The sequence below is a fragment of the Pseudomonas sp. MF4836 genome, assembly GCF_002018875.1.
Classification (GTDB): Bacteria; Pseudomonadota; Gammaproteobacteria; order Pseudomonadales; family Pseudomonadaceae; genus Aquipseudomonas.
Window position 1 is genome coordinate 323,970 of sequence record NZ_MVOL01000001.1, and the last position, 16,323, is coordinate 340,292.

Annotated in this window: 15 protein-coding genes; 4 read left to right on the forward strand and 11 right to left on the reverse strand. The window is 64.4% G+C overall.

Annotated features, from left to right (window positions below; all coding sequences use genetic code 11):
- Positions 1–42 precede the first annotated feature (42 nt).
- Together MF4836_RS01565 and MF4836_RS01570 are read right to left on the reverse strand one after the other, a co-directional pair.
- Entirely contained in the window at positions 43–1,581 is a 1,539-nt protein-coding gene (locus MF4836_RS01565; RefSeq protein WP_078468781.1) for an MFS transporter, read from the reverse strand.
- Complete coding sequence (locus tag MF4836_RS01570; RefSeq protein WP_078468782.1) at positions 1,578–2,075, reverse strand: GlcG/HbpS family heme-binding protein; 498 nt, start codon at positions 2,073–2,075, stop codon at positions 1,578–1,580. The genes MF4836_RS01565 and MF4836_RS01570 overlap by 4 nt, the downstream gene beginning before the upstream one ends.
- Before the next feature lie 103 nt (positions 2,076–2,178).
- Here MF4836_RS01570 and MF4836_RS01575 point away from each other — a divergent pair, with 103 nt between their 5' ends.
- The gene (locus MF4836_RS01575) at positions 2,179–3,060 is read left to right on the forward strand and encodes a LysR family transcriptional regulator (protein WP_020295208.1); all 882 of its coding nucleotides are present in this window, start codon (positions 2,179–2,181) and stop codon (positions 3,058–3,060) included.
- A 173-nt stretch (positions 3,061–3,233) separates the two neighbouring features.
- On the opposite strand, the gene dhaL is transcribed toward MF4836_RS01575, so the two are convergent.
- From dhaL to MF4836_RS01610, 7 genes are all read right to left on the reverse strand, one after another.
- Entirely contained in the window at positions 3,234–3,878 is a 645-nt protein-coding gene (dhaL, locus tag MF4836_RS01580; protein WP_078468783.1) for a dihydroxyacetone kinase subunit DhaL, read from the reverse strand.
- 3 nt (positions 3,879–3,881) lie between these two features.
- On the reverse strand, positions 3,882–4,883 hold the full coding sequence (locus MF4836_RS01585; protein ID WP_078468784.1) for a dihydroxyacetone kinase subunit DhaK: 1,002 nt from the start codon (positions 4,881–4,883) through the stop codon (positions 3,882–3,884).
- Between the two features lie 83 nt (positions 4,884–4,966).
- A complete protein-coding gene (locus MF4836_RS01590) occupies positions 4,967–6,085 on the reverse strand; it encodes an MDR/zinc-dependent alcohol dehydrogenase-like family protein (protein ID WP_078468785.1) in 1,119 nt (372 codons plus the stop codon).
- Positions 6,086–6,124: 39 nt separating this feature from the next.
- Positions 6,125–6,883, reverse strand: a complete 759-nt coding sequence (locus MF4836_RS01595) for an SDR family oxidoreductase (protein WP_078468786.1) — start codon at positions 6,881–6,883, stop codon at positions 6,125–6,127.
- Positions 6,884–7,069: 186 nt separating this feature from the next.
- The gene (locus MF4836_RS01600) at positions 7,070–8,092 is read right to left on the reverse strand and encodes a substrate-binding domain-containing protein (protein ID WP_078468787.1); all 1,023 of its coding nucleotides are present in this window, start codon (positions 8,090–8,092) and stop codon (positions 7,070–7,072) included.
- Positions 8,093–8,136: 44 nt separating this feature from the next.
- Complete coding sequence (locus MF4836_RS01605; protein WP_078468788.1) at positions 8,137–9,129, reverse strand: ABC transporter permease; 993 nt, start codon at positions 9,127–9,129, stop codon at positions 8,137–8,139.
- Positions 9,126–10,613 carry a sugar ABC transporter ATP-binding protein gene (locus MF4836_RS01610; protein WP_078468789.1) on the reverse strand — a complete coding sequence of 496 codons (1,488 nt, stop codon included), beginning with the start codon at positions 10,611–10,613 and terminating at the stop codon, positions 9,126–9,128. Before MF4836_RS01610 ends, MF4836_RS01605 begins: the two co-directional genes overlap by 4 nt.
- A gap of 283 nt (positions 10,614–10,896) precedes the next feature.
- On the opposite strand from MF4836_RS01610, the gene rpiB reads away from it, so the two are divergent.
- From rpiB to MF4836_RS01625, 3 genes are all read left to right on the forward strand, one after another.
- A complete protein-coding gene (gene rpiB / locus MF4836_RS01615) occupies positions 10,897–11,358 on the forward strand; it encodes a ribose 5-phosphate isomerase B (RefSeq protein WP_078468790.1) in 462 nt (153 codons plus the stop codon).
- A gap of 92 nt (positions 11,359–11,450) precedes the next feature.
- Positions 11,451–12,431 (forward strand): sugar-binding transcriptional regulator, encoded by a 981-nt coding sequence (locus MF4836_RS01620; protein WP_078468791.1) that lies wholly within the window; start codon positions 11,451–11,453, stop codon positions 12,429–12,431.
- 457 nt (positions 12,432–12,888) lie between these two features.
- Positions 12,889–14,445 carry a TerC family protein gene (locus MF4836_RS01625; protein ID WP_078468792.1) on the forward strand — a complete coding sequence of 519 codons (1,557 nt, stop codon included), beginning with the start codon at positions 12,889–12,891 and terminating at the stop codon, positions 14,443–14,445.
- Between the two features lie 45 nt (positions 14,446–14,490).
- On the opposite strand, the gene lepB is transcribed toward MF4836_RS01625, so the two are convergent.
- Together lepB and MF4836_RS01635 are read right to left on the reverse strand one after the other, a co-directional pair.
- Positions 14,491–15,285: a signal peptidase I gene (lepB, locus tag MF4836_RS01630; RefSeq protein WP_078468793.1), complete on the reverse strand. Its 795-nt coding sequence runs from the start codon at positions 15,283–15,285 to the stop codon at positions 14,491–14,493.
- 91 nt (positions 15,286–15,376) lie between these two features.
- A complete protein-coding gene (locus tag MF4836_RS01635; protein ID WP_078468794.1) occupies positions 15,377–16,294 on the reverse strand; it encodes a LysR substrate-binding domain-containing protein in 918 nt (305 codons plus the stop codon).
- Positions 16,295–16,323: the final 29 nt, after the last annotated feature.

Genomic DNA, 16,323 nt, shown 5'->3' on the forward strand with positions numbered 1-16,323 from the left:
CCAGGCTCGGGCGCGAGCCTGGGGGCGGTTGCAGAGGGGCTTCTATTCCAGCTTCAGGCTCAGGCCCTGGGCCTGGGGCAAGGGGTTGCGCATCAGCCGGCCGACCATCAGCGCCCCCAGCAGTGCGAGGATCCCGGCCACCGTCAGCACCCGGCCGAAACCGCCGACAAAGGCCTGCACGGCCAGGGGCTCGACCAGGGCCCGGGCGCTGTCCGGCAGGCTGGCCAGGGCGCCTTGCATATCCCCGGCGACCACCCGCGAGGCGATGTCCGGCGCCTGGTCCAGCCATTGCGGCGCCTGCTGGCCGAGATCGACCTGCAACAGGTGCTGGGTGTGGCTGGCCAGCAGCGCCCCGAACACGCCGATGGCCAGCATGATGGCGCTGAAACGCATGGTGGTGCTCATGCCCGAGGCCATCCCGGTCCGCTCCCGCGGCACGCAGGCCATGATGTTTTTCTGGGTGTCGCCATTGAGCAGCCCGGCGCCGGCACCGGTGACGGCAATCGCCAGGGCAAAGCTCAGGTAGCCACCGGCGTGCACTGCCCAGGCACTGAGCAGATTGCCCACCCCGACCAGGGTCAGGCCTGCGGCCATCAGGGTGGCCGGGGCGTAACGCCCGGCCAGGCGTGCGCCGATGCGCGGGCAAATCAGCATGGTCAGGGCAAATGGCAGCATGCCCAGGCCCGAGGCGATGGCGGAAAACTGCAGGCCGTTCTGCAAGTAGAACGGCAGCAGCGTCATCATCACCTGGGCGCAACCGGCGTAGGCGAACATCCCCAGCAGGGCGCCGATCAGTCGTGGGTGGCGCAGCAACTGCAAATCCACCATGGGCCGGCGCTGGGCTTTTTCGATCAGCACGAACAGCCCGAGCAAGGCCGCGCCGCCCAGCAGGCGGGCGTAGGTCAGCGGGTTGCTCCAGCCGATGCGGTTGGCTTCGATCAGGCCCCAGATCAGGCACAGCAGGCTGGCGCTGAAGGCCAGACTGCCCCAGGGATCGAGGCGCGCGGCCTGGGTGTCGCGGGACTCGGGCACATGGCGCAGGACCATGGTCATCAGCGCCAGGCCCACCGGCAGGTTGAGGTAGAAGATCCAGCGCCAGCCGATGTACTGGGTAATCAGCCCGCCAAGGGTCGGTGCGGCGGTCATCGCCACGCCCATGCAGGCGCCCCAGAATGCCCAGGCCTTGGCCCGCTGCACATCGTCGTGGAAGGTATGGCCGATGGAGGCCAGGGCCGAGGTCAAGAGCAAGGCTGCGCCCACGCCTTTGATCGCCCGGGCGATATCCAGCCACAGCGCCGAGGGGGCGGCGCCGCAGCCGAGGGAGGCGAGGAGGAAAATCACCAGGCCGCAGAGCAGGGTCTTCCTGCGTCCGAAGCGGTCGGCGAGGCTGCCGGCGGGCAGCAGCAAGGCGGCGAAGGCCAGCATGTAGGCGCTGACCACCCATTCGATATCGACGAAGTTGGCCCCCAGGTCGCGGGCGATGCTCGGCAGGGTCACGGCGACGATATTGGTGTCGAGCACGATCAGCGAGCACACCCCGGACGCGGTGAGCAGGGTCCAGCGCGGGTTGGGTTGACTCATGGCTGACTCCGCTGGGGCAGGGCCGCCAGGGCGGCGAGGGCGATTTCATCATCATGGGCCGGGGTGTCGGCGCTGACCCCGATGGCGCCGATCACCTGGCCGTCGACGATGATGGGCTGCGCGCCTTTCATCATCAGCAAACCGGCGGTAATCGCCGCCTGACGCCCGCCATTGATGGCATTTTCCAGATCGCCCGAGGGCCGCTTGAACAGCGCCGAGGTGCGCGCCTTGCCCTGGGCCAGCTCGATCCCGGCGACCACCGGAGCACCGTCCATGCGCGCACTGAGGATCGGCCAGCCGCCGTCGTCGACGATCACCACCGCGCACGGCCAGCCCTTGGCGTCGGCGGTCTGCTGGGCGGCCTGGAGCAGCTGTTGGGCGCTCTTCAGGTCAAGGATTGCCTTGTGGGCAATACCGGTGTCGGCAGCGCCGGCAGAAGCGAGCTGCAGGCTGTAACAAGTGATCATCGCCAGAAACAGGGGTTTGACGCGCATGGCATAGGCTCTCTAGGGTGGAGGTCGAGCCAGCTTATCGCGACGCTTCGGGTGCCTTGTTAGGCGCAATGCGGGACTTCATTACCTTTGAGCTAACGCCTTTATGGAAATTCGTCATTTTCGCTACTTCCTGGCCGTGGCCCGGCAGCGCAATTTCACCCGCGCCGCCGAGCAGTTGGGCATTGCCCCGCCAACCTTGAGCCGGCAGATCCAGGACATGGAGCAAGCCCTGGGCACGCGCCTGTTCCTGCGCCAGCAGCGCGAGGTCAGCTTGACCGAGGCCGGTGCCGCGTTGGTGATGGAAGCCGAGGCCACAGTGCGCCAGTTCGAGTTTGCCCAGCGCAATGCCCAGCGCGCCGGGCGCGGGGAAATCGGCCATATCGAACTGGGCTACGTGGCCTCGGCGGTGTACTCGGGCCTGCTGCAAAAGCAGGTACAGGCTTTTTGCCGGCAATACCCGGACGTCAGCCTCAGCGTGCGCGAAAAGCCCATGGCCGCGCTGCCGGGACTGGTGGCCGATGGGCGCTTCGATATCGGTTATATCCGCTCCCCCATGACCCTGCCCGAGGGGCTGGAAGCCATCGCCCTGGACGCCGAAGGGTTTGTGCTGGCGTTGCCGGCGCAGTCCTGGCTGGCCCGCCTGGGGGACATCAGCCCGGAACATCTGCGCGGCGAGACCTTTATCCTCCCCGAACAGATCAGCGGCACCCTGCAAGTGGCGGCCCAGGGCGGCTACGCGCCGACCCTGGGCCCCCAACCCGGCGGCCTGGTGGCCGTGCTGGCCCTGGTGTCCCTGGGCCAGGGCGTGGCCGTGGTGCCTGAGTCGGTGATCGGTCATATCAGCCTGCCCAACGTCCTGTACCGGCCGATCAAGGGCGGCGACGCCTCCTCACGCCTGTCCCTGATCCACCGCCGCTTCGAACAGGCCCCGGCCGTGGTGCGCTACCTCGAACAGATCAAGCGCGAGTATCGAAGAGTGCCCTGATAGCGCTGAATGGCGTGGCCGTTGGACCCTTGAGATCGCCGCGTTCCGTCAGATGCGCCAAGGCGGCAGAACGCCTGTAGCCGGTGCCGAAGGCTGCGCTGGCCCTTGAGGTCGCCGTGCTCTGTCAGATATGGCAAGGCGGCAGTGCGGACCAGCGCAGCCTTCGGCAGCGGCTACAGGAGTCGGGGGCGGATGGAGTCGGCGAGGCGGGTCAGGATCAGGCAGCAGGACACGGCGCCGGCATCCAGCACGCCGAGTGACCGTTCGCCCAGGCGGCTGGCACGGCCGATTCGGGCCACCAGGTCGCGGGTTGAGTCCCGGCCCTGAGACGCCGCGCTTTTCATGTGCTCCAGTGCTTCATGGAATGAAGCCCCTGCTGTGTGTGCCTGTTCGAACGCCTGCACCGCAGGGATCAGGGTGTCCATCAAGCACTTGTCGCCGACGCCGGCCTCGGTGATGTCTTGCAGCGAGGTCAGGCCACCGCGCAGCAGGCGGGCGAATGTCGCCGTGTCGATCTCCTGTCGGTCGCGCACCTCATTGGCCATGCCGATAAACAGGCTGCCGTAGAGCGGGCCCATGGAGCCGCCTATGCCTTCCATCAGGCTCAGGGTCAGTTCGTCGAGCGCCCCGGCCAGGTCCAGTTCACGCCCTTCCAGGGCACGGCCACAGTGGGCAAAGCCCTTGGCCATATTGATGCCGTGGTCACCGTCGCCGATGGCCCCGTCGACTTCGCTCAGGTATTCACGGTTGGCGACTATTACGGTCACCAGGTCGGCCACGATGGCGCCGCCGTCACTGCTGGAAAAAGACTGGCTCATGGTTCACTCCGTCTGGGTCATGCCGATGGAGCGGCAAGGTTGGTCGATCAGGGTTTTGAGTTCGGCGTCCAGGCCCAGCAGGGTCAGGGTCACGCCCATCATTTCCAGTGAGGTGAAATAGTTGCCGACGTAACAGCGGTGCACCTTGAGCCCCTTGGCGCGGATCTGCCGTTCGACTTCAGCGTAGAAAATATATAGCTCCATCACCGGCGTCGCACCGAGGCCGGAAACCAGTACCACCACGCTATCGTCGGTACTGAAATCGCGGTCGGCGAGGATCGGCGCCAGCATGCGTTCGGCCATGGCCGCAGCGGACTCGACGGGGATGACCTCAATCCCCGGCTCGCCGTGGTGGCCGATGCCCAGTTCCATTTGCCCGGGGGCGATCTGGAAGTTGGGCTTGCCCACCGCCGGAATGGTGCAGGGGGTGAGCCCCACGCCGATGGAACGGCACCGATCGACGGCGTTCTGCGCGACCCGAATCACTCCGTCGAGGTCATAGCCCTTGGCCGCCGCCGCGCCGCCGACCTTCCACATGAAGATCTCCCCGGCCACGCCCCGGCGCTTGGCAATCTCGGCCTGGGGCGCGGAGGCCACGTCGTCGTTGGCGACCACAGTGCGCACCTGCAGGTCTTTGCTGGCGGCCATCTTCATCGCCAGTTTCACGTTCATATTGTCGCCCGCGTAGTTGCCGTACAGGCAGGCGACGCCCGCGCCCTGGTCGGCGGCTCGAAAGGCGTCGAAGAAGCTTTTGGCGGTGGGCGAAGAAAAGATTTCGCCCACCGCCACCGCGTCCACCAGGCCTGGGCCGACATAGCCGAGAAACGCCGGTTCATGCCCCGAGCCGCCGCCGGTGACGATGCCCACCTGGCCTGTCGGCGAGGCGTCGCGTTTGCAGATCACCCGTGGGTTGGTCTCGAACTGGGCCAGTTCCGGGTGCGCCAGCAGGATGCCCTGCAGCATGTCCTCGACCACGTGGTCCGGGTCGTTGATCACTCGATTCATGACGGGGTTTCCTGTGTTCTTGTTGTTGATATTGGCCAGCGTCCGAACATGGCCAGAATAGTGCTGGTAGCCGCTGCCGAGAGCTAGGGTTTGAGCACCACTTTCAATGAGCGGTCGCCGCGTTCCATGATGGCGAAGGCTTCCTTGAAGTCGGCCAGGGCGAAGGTGTGGGTCACCACGTCGCGCATGTCGATCTTGCGGTTGCCGATAAAGTCGATGGCCCGTGGGTACATGTAGGGGCCCAGGTGCGAGCCGAGCACGTCCAGTTCCTTGCGGTCGCCGATGATCGACCAATCCACTGTGGCTTCGTCGTTGAACACGCTGAACTCGACGAATCGCCCCAGTTTGCGCAGCATCGCCAGGCCCTGGTTGACCGCCTTGTGATGGCCGGTGGCTTCGATGTAGATGTCGCAGCCGTAGCCTTCGGTGATTTCGCGAATCTTCGCCAGCACGTCGACTTCGGCCGGGTTCCACACTTCATCAGCGCCCATGCGCAGGGCGAGTGCGGTGCGTTCGGGCTTCATGTCGAGGACGATCAGGCGCTTGGGGTTGCGCATGCGCACCGCACCGATGATGCCCAGGCCCAGGGTGCCGGCCCCGGCGACGACTACGATGTCGTCGAAACCCACGTCGGCGCGATCAGCGGCGTGCAGCGAACAGGCCAGCGGCTCGATCAGGATCGCTTCATCCGGCGCGATGCTGTCCGGCACTTTGTGCACGATGCCTTCCTTGGTGAAGATCATGTACTGCGCCATGGCACCCTGGACGTTGTTCTGGAAGCCATACAAGTCGTGCTTCTGGCACATCCAGTACTGGCCGTGATTGCAGAAGCGACAGCCCCAGCACGGCACTATCTGTTCCGAAATCACCCGGTCGCCCACCTTGACCCCGCGTTTCTCAGCCCCTGGCCCCAGGGCCACCACACGGCACACGAACTCATGGCCGGGGATCATCGGTGGCTTGACGTAACGTGGCTGCTCGGCGTCGCCCCAGAACGAAGGCGCTCCGCGATAGGTCTTGATGTCGCCCATGCAGATCCCGCAGAGCTCGACCTTGGTCAGGATCTCCTCGGGCCCTGGGATGGGCACCGGGACCTGCTCCAGGCGGTAGTCCTCCGGGCCATAACAGACCACGGCCTGCATGGTTGCCGGAATCGTTGGCGACAGGCGTTCGTGTGTCGGGGTTTCGAGCAGCGTAGACATGGCAGCGGACCTCATCGAAATGATGTGAAAAGCGCGTATTTACTGAATGCTGTAGCCGCCATCGATCACCACGTTCTCCCCGGTGATCATCTTGGCCGCGTCGCTGAGCAGGTACAGCACCAGCCCGGCGATTTCCTCGGGCTGGGCGAAGCGCCCGACCGGGATCTGCAACTTGGCCCGTTCACCCAGCTCGCCGGCCCAGGCTTTCTTGCCCAGGGCCGTTTCGACGATGGTCGGTGAAATGGCGTTGACGTTGATGCCGTGGGGCGCCCACTCCATGGCCAGGACCTTGGTCATGCCCACCACCGCTGCCTTGCTCGCGCAGTACGCCACGTGCCGGTCGAGGCCGATGACCGCAGCCTGGGAAGCGAGGTTGACGATGCGTCCGTGGCCTTGCTCGATCATGTGCCGGGCACAGGCCTGGGCCACGAAGAAACTGGCCTTGAGGTTGATGTCCAGGGTGGTGTCCCAGGCGCTTTCGCTGACTTCCATGGCCTTGTCCAGCAGGGCGACCCCGGCGCTGTTGACCAGGAAGTCCAGGCGCCCGTAGTGCGCGGCCATCAGGTCCACCGCGTCTCGTACTTGATCTAGCTGGCGCAGGTCGATGGCCAGCCCCAGGTGCCCGTCGCCGAGGCTGGCGGCGATATCGGCCACCGCCGGGTCGCGGTCGAGCAGGGCAACCTTGGCCCCGCGCTCCACCAGCAGGTTGGCGCACGCCAGGCCAATCCCGGCGGCGCCACCCGTGATCACCGCGCAGCGGCCGTTCAGGTCGAAGGCCTGATCCCAGAATCCGGACATGTCATGACTCCTCTATAAAACGATGGGCTGTAAAACCGACCAATCAACTGCGTCAGGTGTTGGGGGCGGCTGCACCACCCGGCGCGAGCAAGTGCGCTCGCCACGGGGAGGGTGCAAGCCAGCGATAGATGATTGCGCTGGCAGAGCGCAGGTGCCAGGCGCCCGGAGCGCTGGCGCAGGTCCGACCTATTTGCTGCCCGCTACCTGCTGGTACAGCGCATCGGCATTGCCGTTGGTCACCGGCACCCACGGCAGGATGTACAGCTTGTCGCTGCCGTCGCCCCATTTCACGTCCTTGGCATAACGTTCCCAGATCACCGATTGCGGCTTGTAGTCCTTGCCGGCCAGGGTTCGCAGGGCTACATCCAGCGCACCCTGGGACTGGGCCTGGGCATCCTGGAGGAAGGTGGTGACTTCGCCTTTTTTCGCCGCCTGGATCGCATCCGGCATGCCGTCGATGGAGGTCACCGGCACGTCGCTCGGCGACAGGCCGCGAGACTTCACCGCCTGCAGGGCGCCCAGGGCCATGTCGTCGTTCTGGGCGATGATCCCGGAGATGCCGCCGTTGGGGTGGGCGTTGAGCCAGTCTTCGGTCAGCGACAAGGCCTCGGCGCGGGACCAGTTGGCGGTCTTCATTTCGATGACCTTGATCCCCGGATTCTTCTTGAGGATCTCCATCTCGCCTTTTTCCCGGTCAATCTGCGCCGACTGGCCAATCGGGCCCTGGATGATCACCACATTGCCCTTGCCCTTGAGCTTGTCGACCATGGCCTGGGCTTGCAGGCGCCCGCCCTCGACATCGTCGTTGCCGACATAGGGCACGTTGGCGCTGGCGACCTTGGTGTTGGAGGCGATCACCGGGATGTCGTTTTCCATGGCCCGGGCCACGGCGCCGACCCCGGCCTTGGTGTCGATTGGCACAAAGATGATCGCGTCATAGTGCTGGGTGACCATGGTTTCGATCTGGTTGTTCTGGGTCAGGGCGTCATAGTTGCCGTCGAACACAGTGATCTGCACCGTGCCGTCCTTGACCGCCGGGTGCTGCTTGAGCTCACGGACCCAGTTCTGCATGAACTGGCCCTTGAGCCCGTACACCGCCGCGCCGATCTTGTAGGTTTTTTCTGCAGCGAAGGCAACGCTGCTGCTGAGCAGGGAGACAGCCGCCAGCGTGGCCAGGGATGTGCCGAGCTTCTTCGGTGAAAGCTTCATGGGGAACTCCTTATTGTTGTGGTCGTGCCGTGCAATGAACGGGGTTAGCGTTTTTTCTTGCGCCAGACATCGATGAGCACCGCAAACACGATGATCAAGCCCTTGGCGACTTGCTGGTAATAGGAGGACACCCCGAGCAGGTTCAGGCCGTTGTTGATCACGCCGATCAACAGGGCGCCGAACAGGGTGCCGACAATGCTGCCGGTGCCACCGGAGAGGCTGGTGCCGCCGATCACCACGGCGGCGATGGCGTCCAGTTCATAGGAGGTGCCGGCCTGGGGCAGGGCGGAGGTGGTGCGCGCCGAGAGCACCACGCCGGCCAAGCCCGCCAGCAGCCCGGAGACCACGTACACCGAGAACATCACCTTGCGCACGCCGATCCCGGAGGTGCGGGCGCTTTTTTCGTTGCCGCCCACGGCATAGACGTAGCGCCCGTAGGTGGTGTAGCGCAGGACCATCCAGAAAATCAGCGCGACCACGGCAAAGATCACCACCGGCACGCCGACCGGGCCGATCTTGCCGATGCCCAGGGCCAGGTAGTTTTCCGGCAGGTCGGTGACCGGGCTGCCGTCATTGAGGATAAAGGTCATGCCGCGGGCAATGCTGAGCATGCCAAGGGTTGCGACAAAGGGTGGGATCGACAGGTTGGCCACCATGAAGCCGTTGACCACGCCGAGCATGGCCCCGGCGAACATTCCGGCGCTGACCGCCGCCAGCAGGCCGTAGCCCTGGGTCGCCACCAGGGCGCTGCACAGGCCGGCGAACGCCAGGATCGACCCCACCGAGAGGTCAATGCCCTTGGTCAGGATCACGTAAGTCATGCCTACGGCGAGGATCCCGTTGATCGAGGTCTGGCGCAGGATGTCCATCCAGTTGCGCCAGGTCATGAAGTATTCGCTGGCGAACGCCATGACCAGGCACAGCAGGATAAACACCAGCGGCAGGCCGAAGCGGTCCAGGGCCAGGCGCAGTCGGCTGCGTGGCGCGGGGTGGGTCGAGGCGGGCAGGGTCGGGGTGGCATGGGTCTTGGCGTTCATGAGGCGAGACTCAACAAGGCTTCCTGGGAAAGGGCGGTGTCGGTGCTGATGGTGACCAGCCGGCCGCCCTTGAATACCGCGATTCGATCACTCAGATGCAGCAGCTCGGGGGCCTCTGAAGACACCACGATGGCCGCGCCGCCGGCACGCACGAACTCGTCCAGCAGGTGGTAGATCTCCTGCTTGGCGCCCTCGTCGATGCCTCGGGTCGGCTCGTCGCACAGCAGGCAGATCGGCGTGGTCGACAGGCACTTGGCGAGCACCACCTTTTGCTGGTTGCCGCCGCTCATGGATTCCACCGGCAGGTCCAGGGAGCTGGTCTTGATCTGCAGGCGCTGGACCATGTCCCGGGCCAGTTGCAGTTCTTTACGCGCACTGATCAGCGACCAGCTCGACAGCTGGCGGTAGGCGCTGAGGGCGATGTTGGAGAGGATGCTGCTGGTGAGTACCAGCCCGCTGTCCTTGCGGTCTTCGGTGACCAGTGACATGCCGGCGCGAATGGTCGCTGCCGGCACGCCCACCGGCAGCGGCTGGCCTTGCAGGGTGACGCTGCCAGCATGGGGTTCGGTCAGGCCATAGATGCAGTTGAGGAATTCGCTGCGCCCTGACCCCATCAGGCCGTAGATGCCGAGAATTTCGCCCTGGCGCAGTTGCAGGCTGATGTCCTGGAACTCGCCGTGGCGGCTCAGGCCCTGGATATCGAGGCAGTTTTGCGCGGCGCACTGGCGCCCGACCTTGTGATCGATGCGTGTCAATTCCTGGCCGACGATGCCGCGCACCAGGTGGGCGCGGTCGATGTCGACCATACGCCCGCTTTCAACAAAGGCGCCGTCGCGAAAGATGCTGTAGTCGTCGGCGATCTGCGCCAGTTCGCTGAGGCGGTGCGACACGTAGATGATGCCGGCGCCACGCGCGGTGAGGCGGCGGATGGCCTTGAACAGGGTCTCGGCCTCGCGTTCGCCAATGGCCGAGGTCGGCTCGTCCATGATCATCACCTGGCAGTCATGGCTGAAGGCCTTGGCAATTTCCACCAGCTGGATTTGCGCCACGCTCAAGCGGTGCATGGGGCTGTTGGCGTCGACCTCGAATTCCAGGCTGGCCAGCAACTCGCGGGTGCGCCGGATGAGTTCCTTGCTGTCGACGATGCAGCCGGCGCGACGCGGTTCGCGACCGAGCCAGATGTTTTCGGCGACGGTCATGTAGGGGATCGGTTCCAGCTCCTGGGTGATCATCGCCACCCCGGCCGCCAGGGCGGCGCTCGGGCGGTCGAACTGCACCGGCTGGCCGTTGAGCAGGATGCTGCCGGCATCGCGCTGGGTGATGCCCATCAGAATGCCGAGGAAGGTGGACTTGCCGGCGCCATTGCCGCCGCACAGGGCATGCACGCTGCCGGCACGCAGGGAGAGGCGACCGTCACGCAGGGCAGGGATCCCGGCATAGGCCTTGGCGACATGTTCAGCCTGGAGCAGTAATGGCGTGGCCATCGGCGTGTCCTCGTGCTGTGAATTCTTATTAGATCGCATAACCATGTTTTGCGCTGATCATATGTGTAACAAATGAAATTCTGATCAGTCAATCCCTTTCGCTTTAAATATGTCTCGGTGGCGAGTGAGGCTTTTTACCGCCCTGTGTAGGGCGTTATTCCTCGGCCCTGGTAAATCTCGCTTGACAGTTGAGGGGCGAATGCCTGAAAAATGACTGATCAAAGTTTCACTGATTGATCATATGATCAGTCATGCTCTTTCCCTGTCAGCGGAGCGAAATGCGATGAATAGAGCCTTTTCAGTGGGGATTGGATGCGATGAGGCGGGGTATGAACTCAAGGAGCTGCTCAAGCGGCACATCGAGGCACTGGGGCATCCGGTCGAGGATTTCGGCACCCATTCCCTGGAACCGGTGCTGTACCCGGACATCGCCCTGGCCGTGGCCACGGCCATAAATGCCGGGCACCACCGGTTGGGAGTGCTGGTGTGCGGCACCGGCATCGGCATGGCCATCTCGGCGAACAAGGTGCTGGGGATTCGCGCGGCCCAGGCCCATGACACCTATTCCGCCGAGCGCGCACGCAAGAGCAACGATGCGCAAATTCTCTCGATTGGCGCGCGGGTAGTGGGGGTGGAACTGGCCAAGAGCATCGTCAAGGCGTTCCTGGAGTCGGAGTTCGAGGCGGCGCGCTCGGGGGCCAAGGTCGAGCGGATCAATGCCATCGAGCGTGATGGTCATCAGTGAGGGGCGCAGGGCTGCGCGCAAGCCGCTTGTAGACGTACCCCGCATCCACTAGAGAGAATGCGCCTTTGACGCCAAGACGGAAGCCAGTCCACATGAGTGACAGTACCCAGCGCGGGGCCAGCGATATCGATCTGATGACCGAAGTCGCCATGCTCTATTACCTTGAGAACGTCACTCAGGAAGCCATTGCCAAGCGCTTCGACCTGTCGCGGGCCAAGGTCAGCCGCCTGCTCAAGCGGGCGCGGGATGAAGGGATTGTCGAGGTCCGGGTGCTGCAGCATCCGGCGATGAACAATGAGCTGGAGCAGGCGCTGGTGGAGCGCTTCCAGTTGGATCGGGCGTTGATTGCGGTCGATCACAGTGACCCGGATACCCAGCGTTCGGCGGTTGCCAGCCTGGTGGCCAACTACCTGAACAAGACCTTGAGCGACGGCATGATCGTCGCCGTCGGCATGGGCCGCAATGTCGGAGCGGTGGCCGATAACGTGTTTTTGCCGGTGACGCGCAACTGCACGTTCGTCTGCGCCATCGGCGGTTCGCTGCGGGCTGGCGAATACATGAACCCGGACCATATCTGTCGCCGTCTGGCCCTGCGTTTCGGGGCTGAAAGCGAAACCCTGTATGCCCCGGCGCTGGTGGCCAATCCGGAACTGCGCAGCGTGCTGATCAGCAACGACACCGTGCGCTCGACCCTGGATCGCGCACGCCGCGCCGATATCGCCCTGATTGGCATCGGCGATATGAGTGAAAACAGCAATATGGTGCGCATGGGCTGGTTCTCGCCCCAGGAAATCGCCCAGGCGCGGTTGTCCGGCACGGTGGGCGACATGATGGGTTACGACTTTATCGACATCCATGGCCAGCCGGCGGTCAACGCGATCCAGGGGCGGGTGATCGGTTTGAGTGTGCAGGAATTGGTACGCATCCCCGATGTGGTCGCCATCGCCAGTGAAAACACCAAGGCTGCCGCGACCCTGGGTGCCTTGCGTTCCGGGGTGATCAACACCCTGGCGACCACCGTCACCAATGCCCACACCATCCTCGCCCTGGATGATGCGACCCGCAGGAGCTAAGGGTTGCAGGTGCGGCTTTCAGGTTGCACATAGCGCCTGTAGCCGCTGCCGCCAGGCTGCGCTGGCCCCTGAGGTCGCCGTATGCCGTCAGATACGCCACGGCGGCAGCGGCTACGGGGTTTATAAAGTTTTGTAATGATTTCCTGCTGTGGAAAATGTGACTGGCCGCTGTAATCTCCAAGTCCGTTTTTTATATCAGGACTTGCATGAACACCCTTTCGGAGCCTCCCAGTCGTCCTTTCCCCAGGACGCCGCACCTCTCCCTCGTTCCATTCGCCTCACGCCATTCGGCCGCTCTGAGGCGTTGCCGTCGCACTAAGTTTCCGGTTTTTCGATTCTCGCCAACGGTAGCCCTGGTCGGTCGGCGCCTGCGCCCGATTCCTGCTACAACCCGTTGTGCGGGCGTTTTTTTGCGCCCGGCTGCCTGAATTCAATTTAGAGAGATCGCGTCGTTTTTATGGAATGGATAGTGGACCCCACGGCCTGGCTTGGCCTGTTGACTCTGATCGTGCTCGAGCTGGTGCTGGGTATCGACAACCTGGTGTTTATTGCGATTCTGGCGGACAAGCTGCCGCCCCATCAGCGCGACCGGGCGCGGATCATCGGCCTGTCCCTGGCGCTGTTGATGCGCCTGGGCCTGCTGGCCAGTATTTCGTGGCTGGTCACCCTGACGCAGCCGCTGTTCGAGGTGTTCGACAAGAGCTTCTCCGGGCGTGACCTGATCATGCTGTTCGGCGGTGTGTTCCTGCTGTTCAAGGCCACCATGGAATTGCACGAACGGCTTGAGGGCCATATCAGCCAGCGTACCGGCAACGCCGCCTACGCCATGTTCTGGCCGATCGTGGCGCAGATCGTGGTGCTCGACGCGGTGTTCTCCCTGGATGCGGTGATCACCGCCGTGGGTATGGTCGACGAACTGGCGGTGATGATGATCGCGGTGATCATTTCCATCGGCCTGATGATCGTCGCCAGCAAACCCTTGACCCGCTTCGTCAATGCGCACCCGACGGTGATCATGCTGTGCCTGGGCTTCTTGATGATGATCGGTTTTGCCCTGACTGCCGAAGGCCTGGGCTTCCACATTCCCAAGGGCTACCTGTACGCGGCCATTGGCTTCTCGATCCTGATCGAAGTGTTCAACCAGATCGCCCGCGCCCGGCGCAAGAAGTCGATGCAGGGCCTGCGGCCGATGCGCGAGCGTACAGCCCATGCGGTAATGCGCCTGCTGGGCGGGCGGAAACTGGCGGTGGAGGAGGTGGGTGAGGAAATTGCCGACCTGCTGGACAACGGCCAGGAACCCACTGCCGAGCTGTTCGACCGGCGCGAGCGGGTGATGATCAGCGGCGTGCTGCAACTGGCCGAGCGGCCGATCCGCAGCATCATGACCGCGCGTGCCGATGTCGACCATATCGACCTGGCGGACAGCCCCGAGGTCATCCGCACCAAGCTTATGCATTCGTCCTATTCGCGCCTGCCGCTGATCCGCAATGGCGCGGTGGATGAACCCCTGGGCTTCGTGCACAAGAAGGAACTGCTCAAGGAATACCTGGCCGGCAATCCGCCGAACCTGGAGCACCTGGCGCGCAAGACGCCGAACCTGCTGGACAGTTTCTCGATCCTCAATGCCCTGGAACAGATGCGCAAGGCCTCGACCCACATCGCCTTCGTGATCAACGAATTCGGCGATTTCATCGGGCTGTTGACCATGACCGACATTCTCGAATCCATCGCCGGCGAGTTGCCGGACGCCAGCGAAATCGAAGGCCCGGACATTGTCGAGACCGAGGATGGGCTATTGGTCGGCGGCGCGTTGAATCTGACACAGATCCGCCAGCGCACCGGCTTCGCCGCCGAGCCGACCGATGATTATCAGACCCTGGCCGGGTTGGTCATCAGCCTGCTGGACCGCCTGCCGGTGATCGGCGATCGCCTGGAATGGCAGGGCTGGAGCCTTGAGGTGATAGCTGTGGAAGAGCGCCGGGTCACCCGGGTCCTGCTCAAGCGCCTGGGGTAGCCGCCGGGGGCGCTGCCGGATGCCGGCGCGCCCCACGGCAGGGCCTCAATCGAAACGGGTGCCGATCCGGCTGCGGTCCGGGGCGAGCCAGATACCCGTGATCCGACCGGTAATGTCGGACTCGGCGACCTGTTCCATAAAGCGGCTGTCATTGCTGTTGTCGCGGTTGTCCCCCAGCAGGTAGACATGGCCCGGCTCGACCTGCAGCGCTGCCAGGTGCTGCGAGTAATCTCTCCTGGCCCGCTCGGGCGGGGCGAAGAACAGGCCCAGGTTGCGGCCGTTGACCAGCACATTGCCGTCGACAATCGCCAGGGTATCGCCGGCCACCGCCGCCACCCGTTTCACCACCTCGGTGCCGTTGTAGCGGTGGACCACGATATCGCCGACCTTGACCGGCCCCGGGCGCAGGTCGGAGACGATGTAGTCACCCAGATCCAGGGTCGGGATCATCGAGCCGGACGGGACGTAGTAGGTCTTGAATCCCAGCAGGTGCGGGCGCAGCGGCTCGAACATGATCAGGGTCAGCACCACCAGGCCCGCCAGGTACAGCAGGTGCATCCGGGTGCTGGGGTAGCGTGCGCTGTCACTGTTGCGGGAGGCCGTTATGGCAGCAGCGATGGCCGAGGCAAGCTTGATCGACAACACCCACAGCAGGAACAGCAGCACGCCCATGGGGCTGGCCAGCAGGCCGCAAAGCCCCATCAGCGCCACGCCGCCGTAGAGTGCGGCAGCGACCCACACGCCCCATTTGACCCGGCCGACATACACCAGGCCCCAGCCTGCCGCCACACAGGACATGACGAAAGCGAGCAGCGGGTTCTTGCGGGCGAGTGTGGTCATGGGACGCGTCCATCTGCAGAGGGGGCCGTATCCTAGCGAGTTGCGTGCGCTGACGGAAGGCGCTTCAAGCCTGGGGCGAATCGCGTGCTGCCTACGCCCTCATTCCCCTTTCCCCGACTGCCGCCGACTGGGTCTGAAACCAGTCCAGCACTGCGTTGCAAGCCGGGTGCGCGGCGCCGCTGTCGCGCAGCCACAGGGCATAGACGCCGCCGGTTTTAAGCGGCTGGCCAAAGGGCACGATCAGGCTGCCACGGCTGATGGCGTCCTGGGCCAGGACCCGGTCGGTCATGGCCACGCCCAGGCCGCGGGCGGCGGCGTCTAGTGCCAGGTCGTCGAGGTTGAACATCAGGTGCTGGTAGTTGTGCGGTGTCTGGTCGGTCTGGGCCTGCAGCCACACGGTCCATTCGTGACGGCTGGTGGAGCCATGGATCAGCGCATGCTCGGCCAGTTGCTCCAGGGAGCGTGGCGGCGGCAGGCCGTCGCTCAACTGCGGGGCGCATACCGGAATCAGGTACTCATCGAACAGCGGCGTCAGCGCCCGCTCATCCAGCCCGTCCCGCAGGTACAACACGTAGGCGTCGCAGTCGCCGCCGGTGTCCACCGTCTCGCCACCGACGGTTTCGATGGACAGGCACAACCCGGGGTTGGCCGCGTAGAACCCGCTGAGTCGGGGCAGCAGCCAGCGCACCGCCAGCGAGACAAAGATCCGGATCCGAAACGGCTGCTCCAGCGGCGCCGGGGCCAGGCGTTGTTGCAGGCCGCCCAGGGCGCGCAGCAGCTCCAGGGCCACGCCGTATACGTCGCGCCCCTGTTCGGTGAGTGATACCCGACGGCTGGTGCGCTCGAACAGCGCCACCGCGTAATGCTCCTCCAGTTGCTGGATCTGCCGGCTGACTGCGCTCTGGGTCAGGTACAGGCGGCTGGCGGCAGCGGTGAAGCTGTTGCTCTCGGCCACATGGACCAGGGTCTGCAGAGCTTGCAGTGACGGTATCCGGAGTGGGTTATCCATGCGTTTCTCGAATAGATGGATGAATTAAT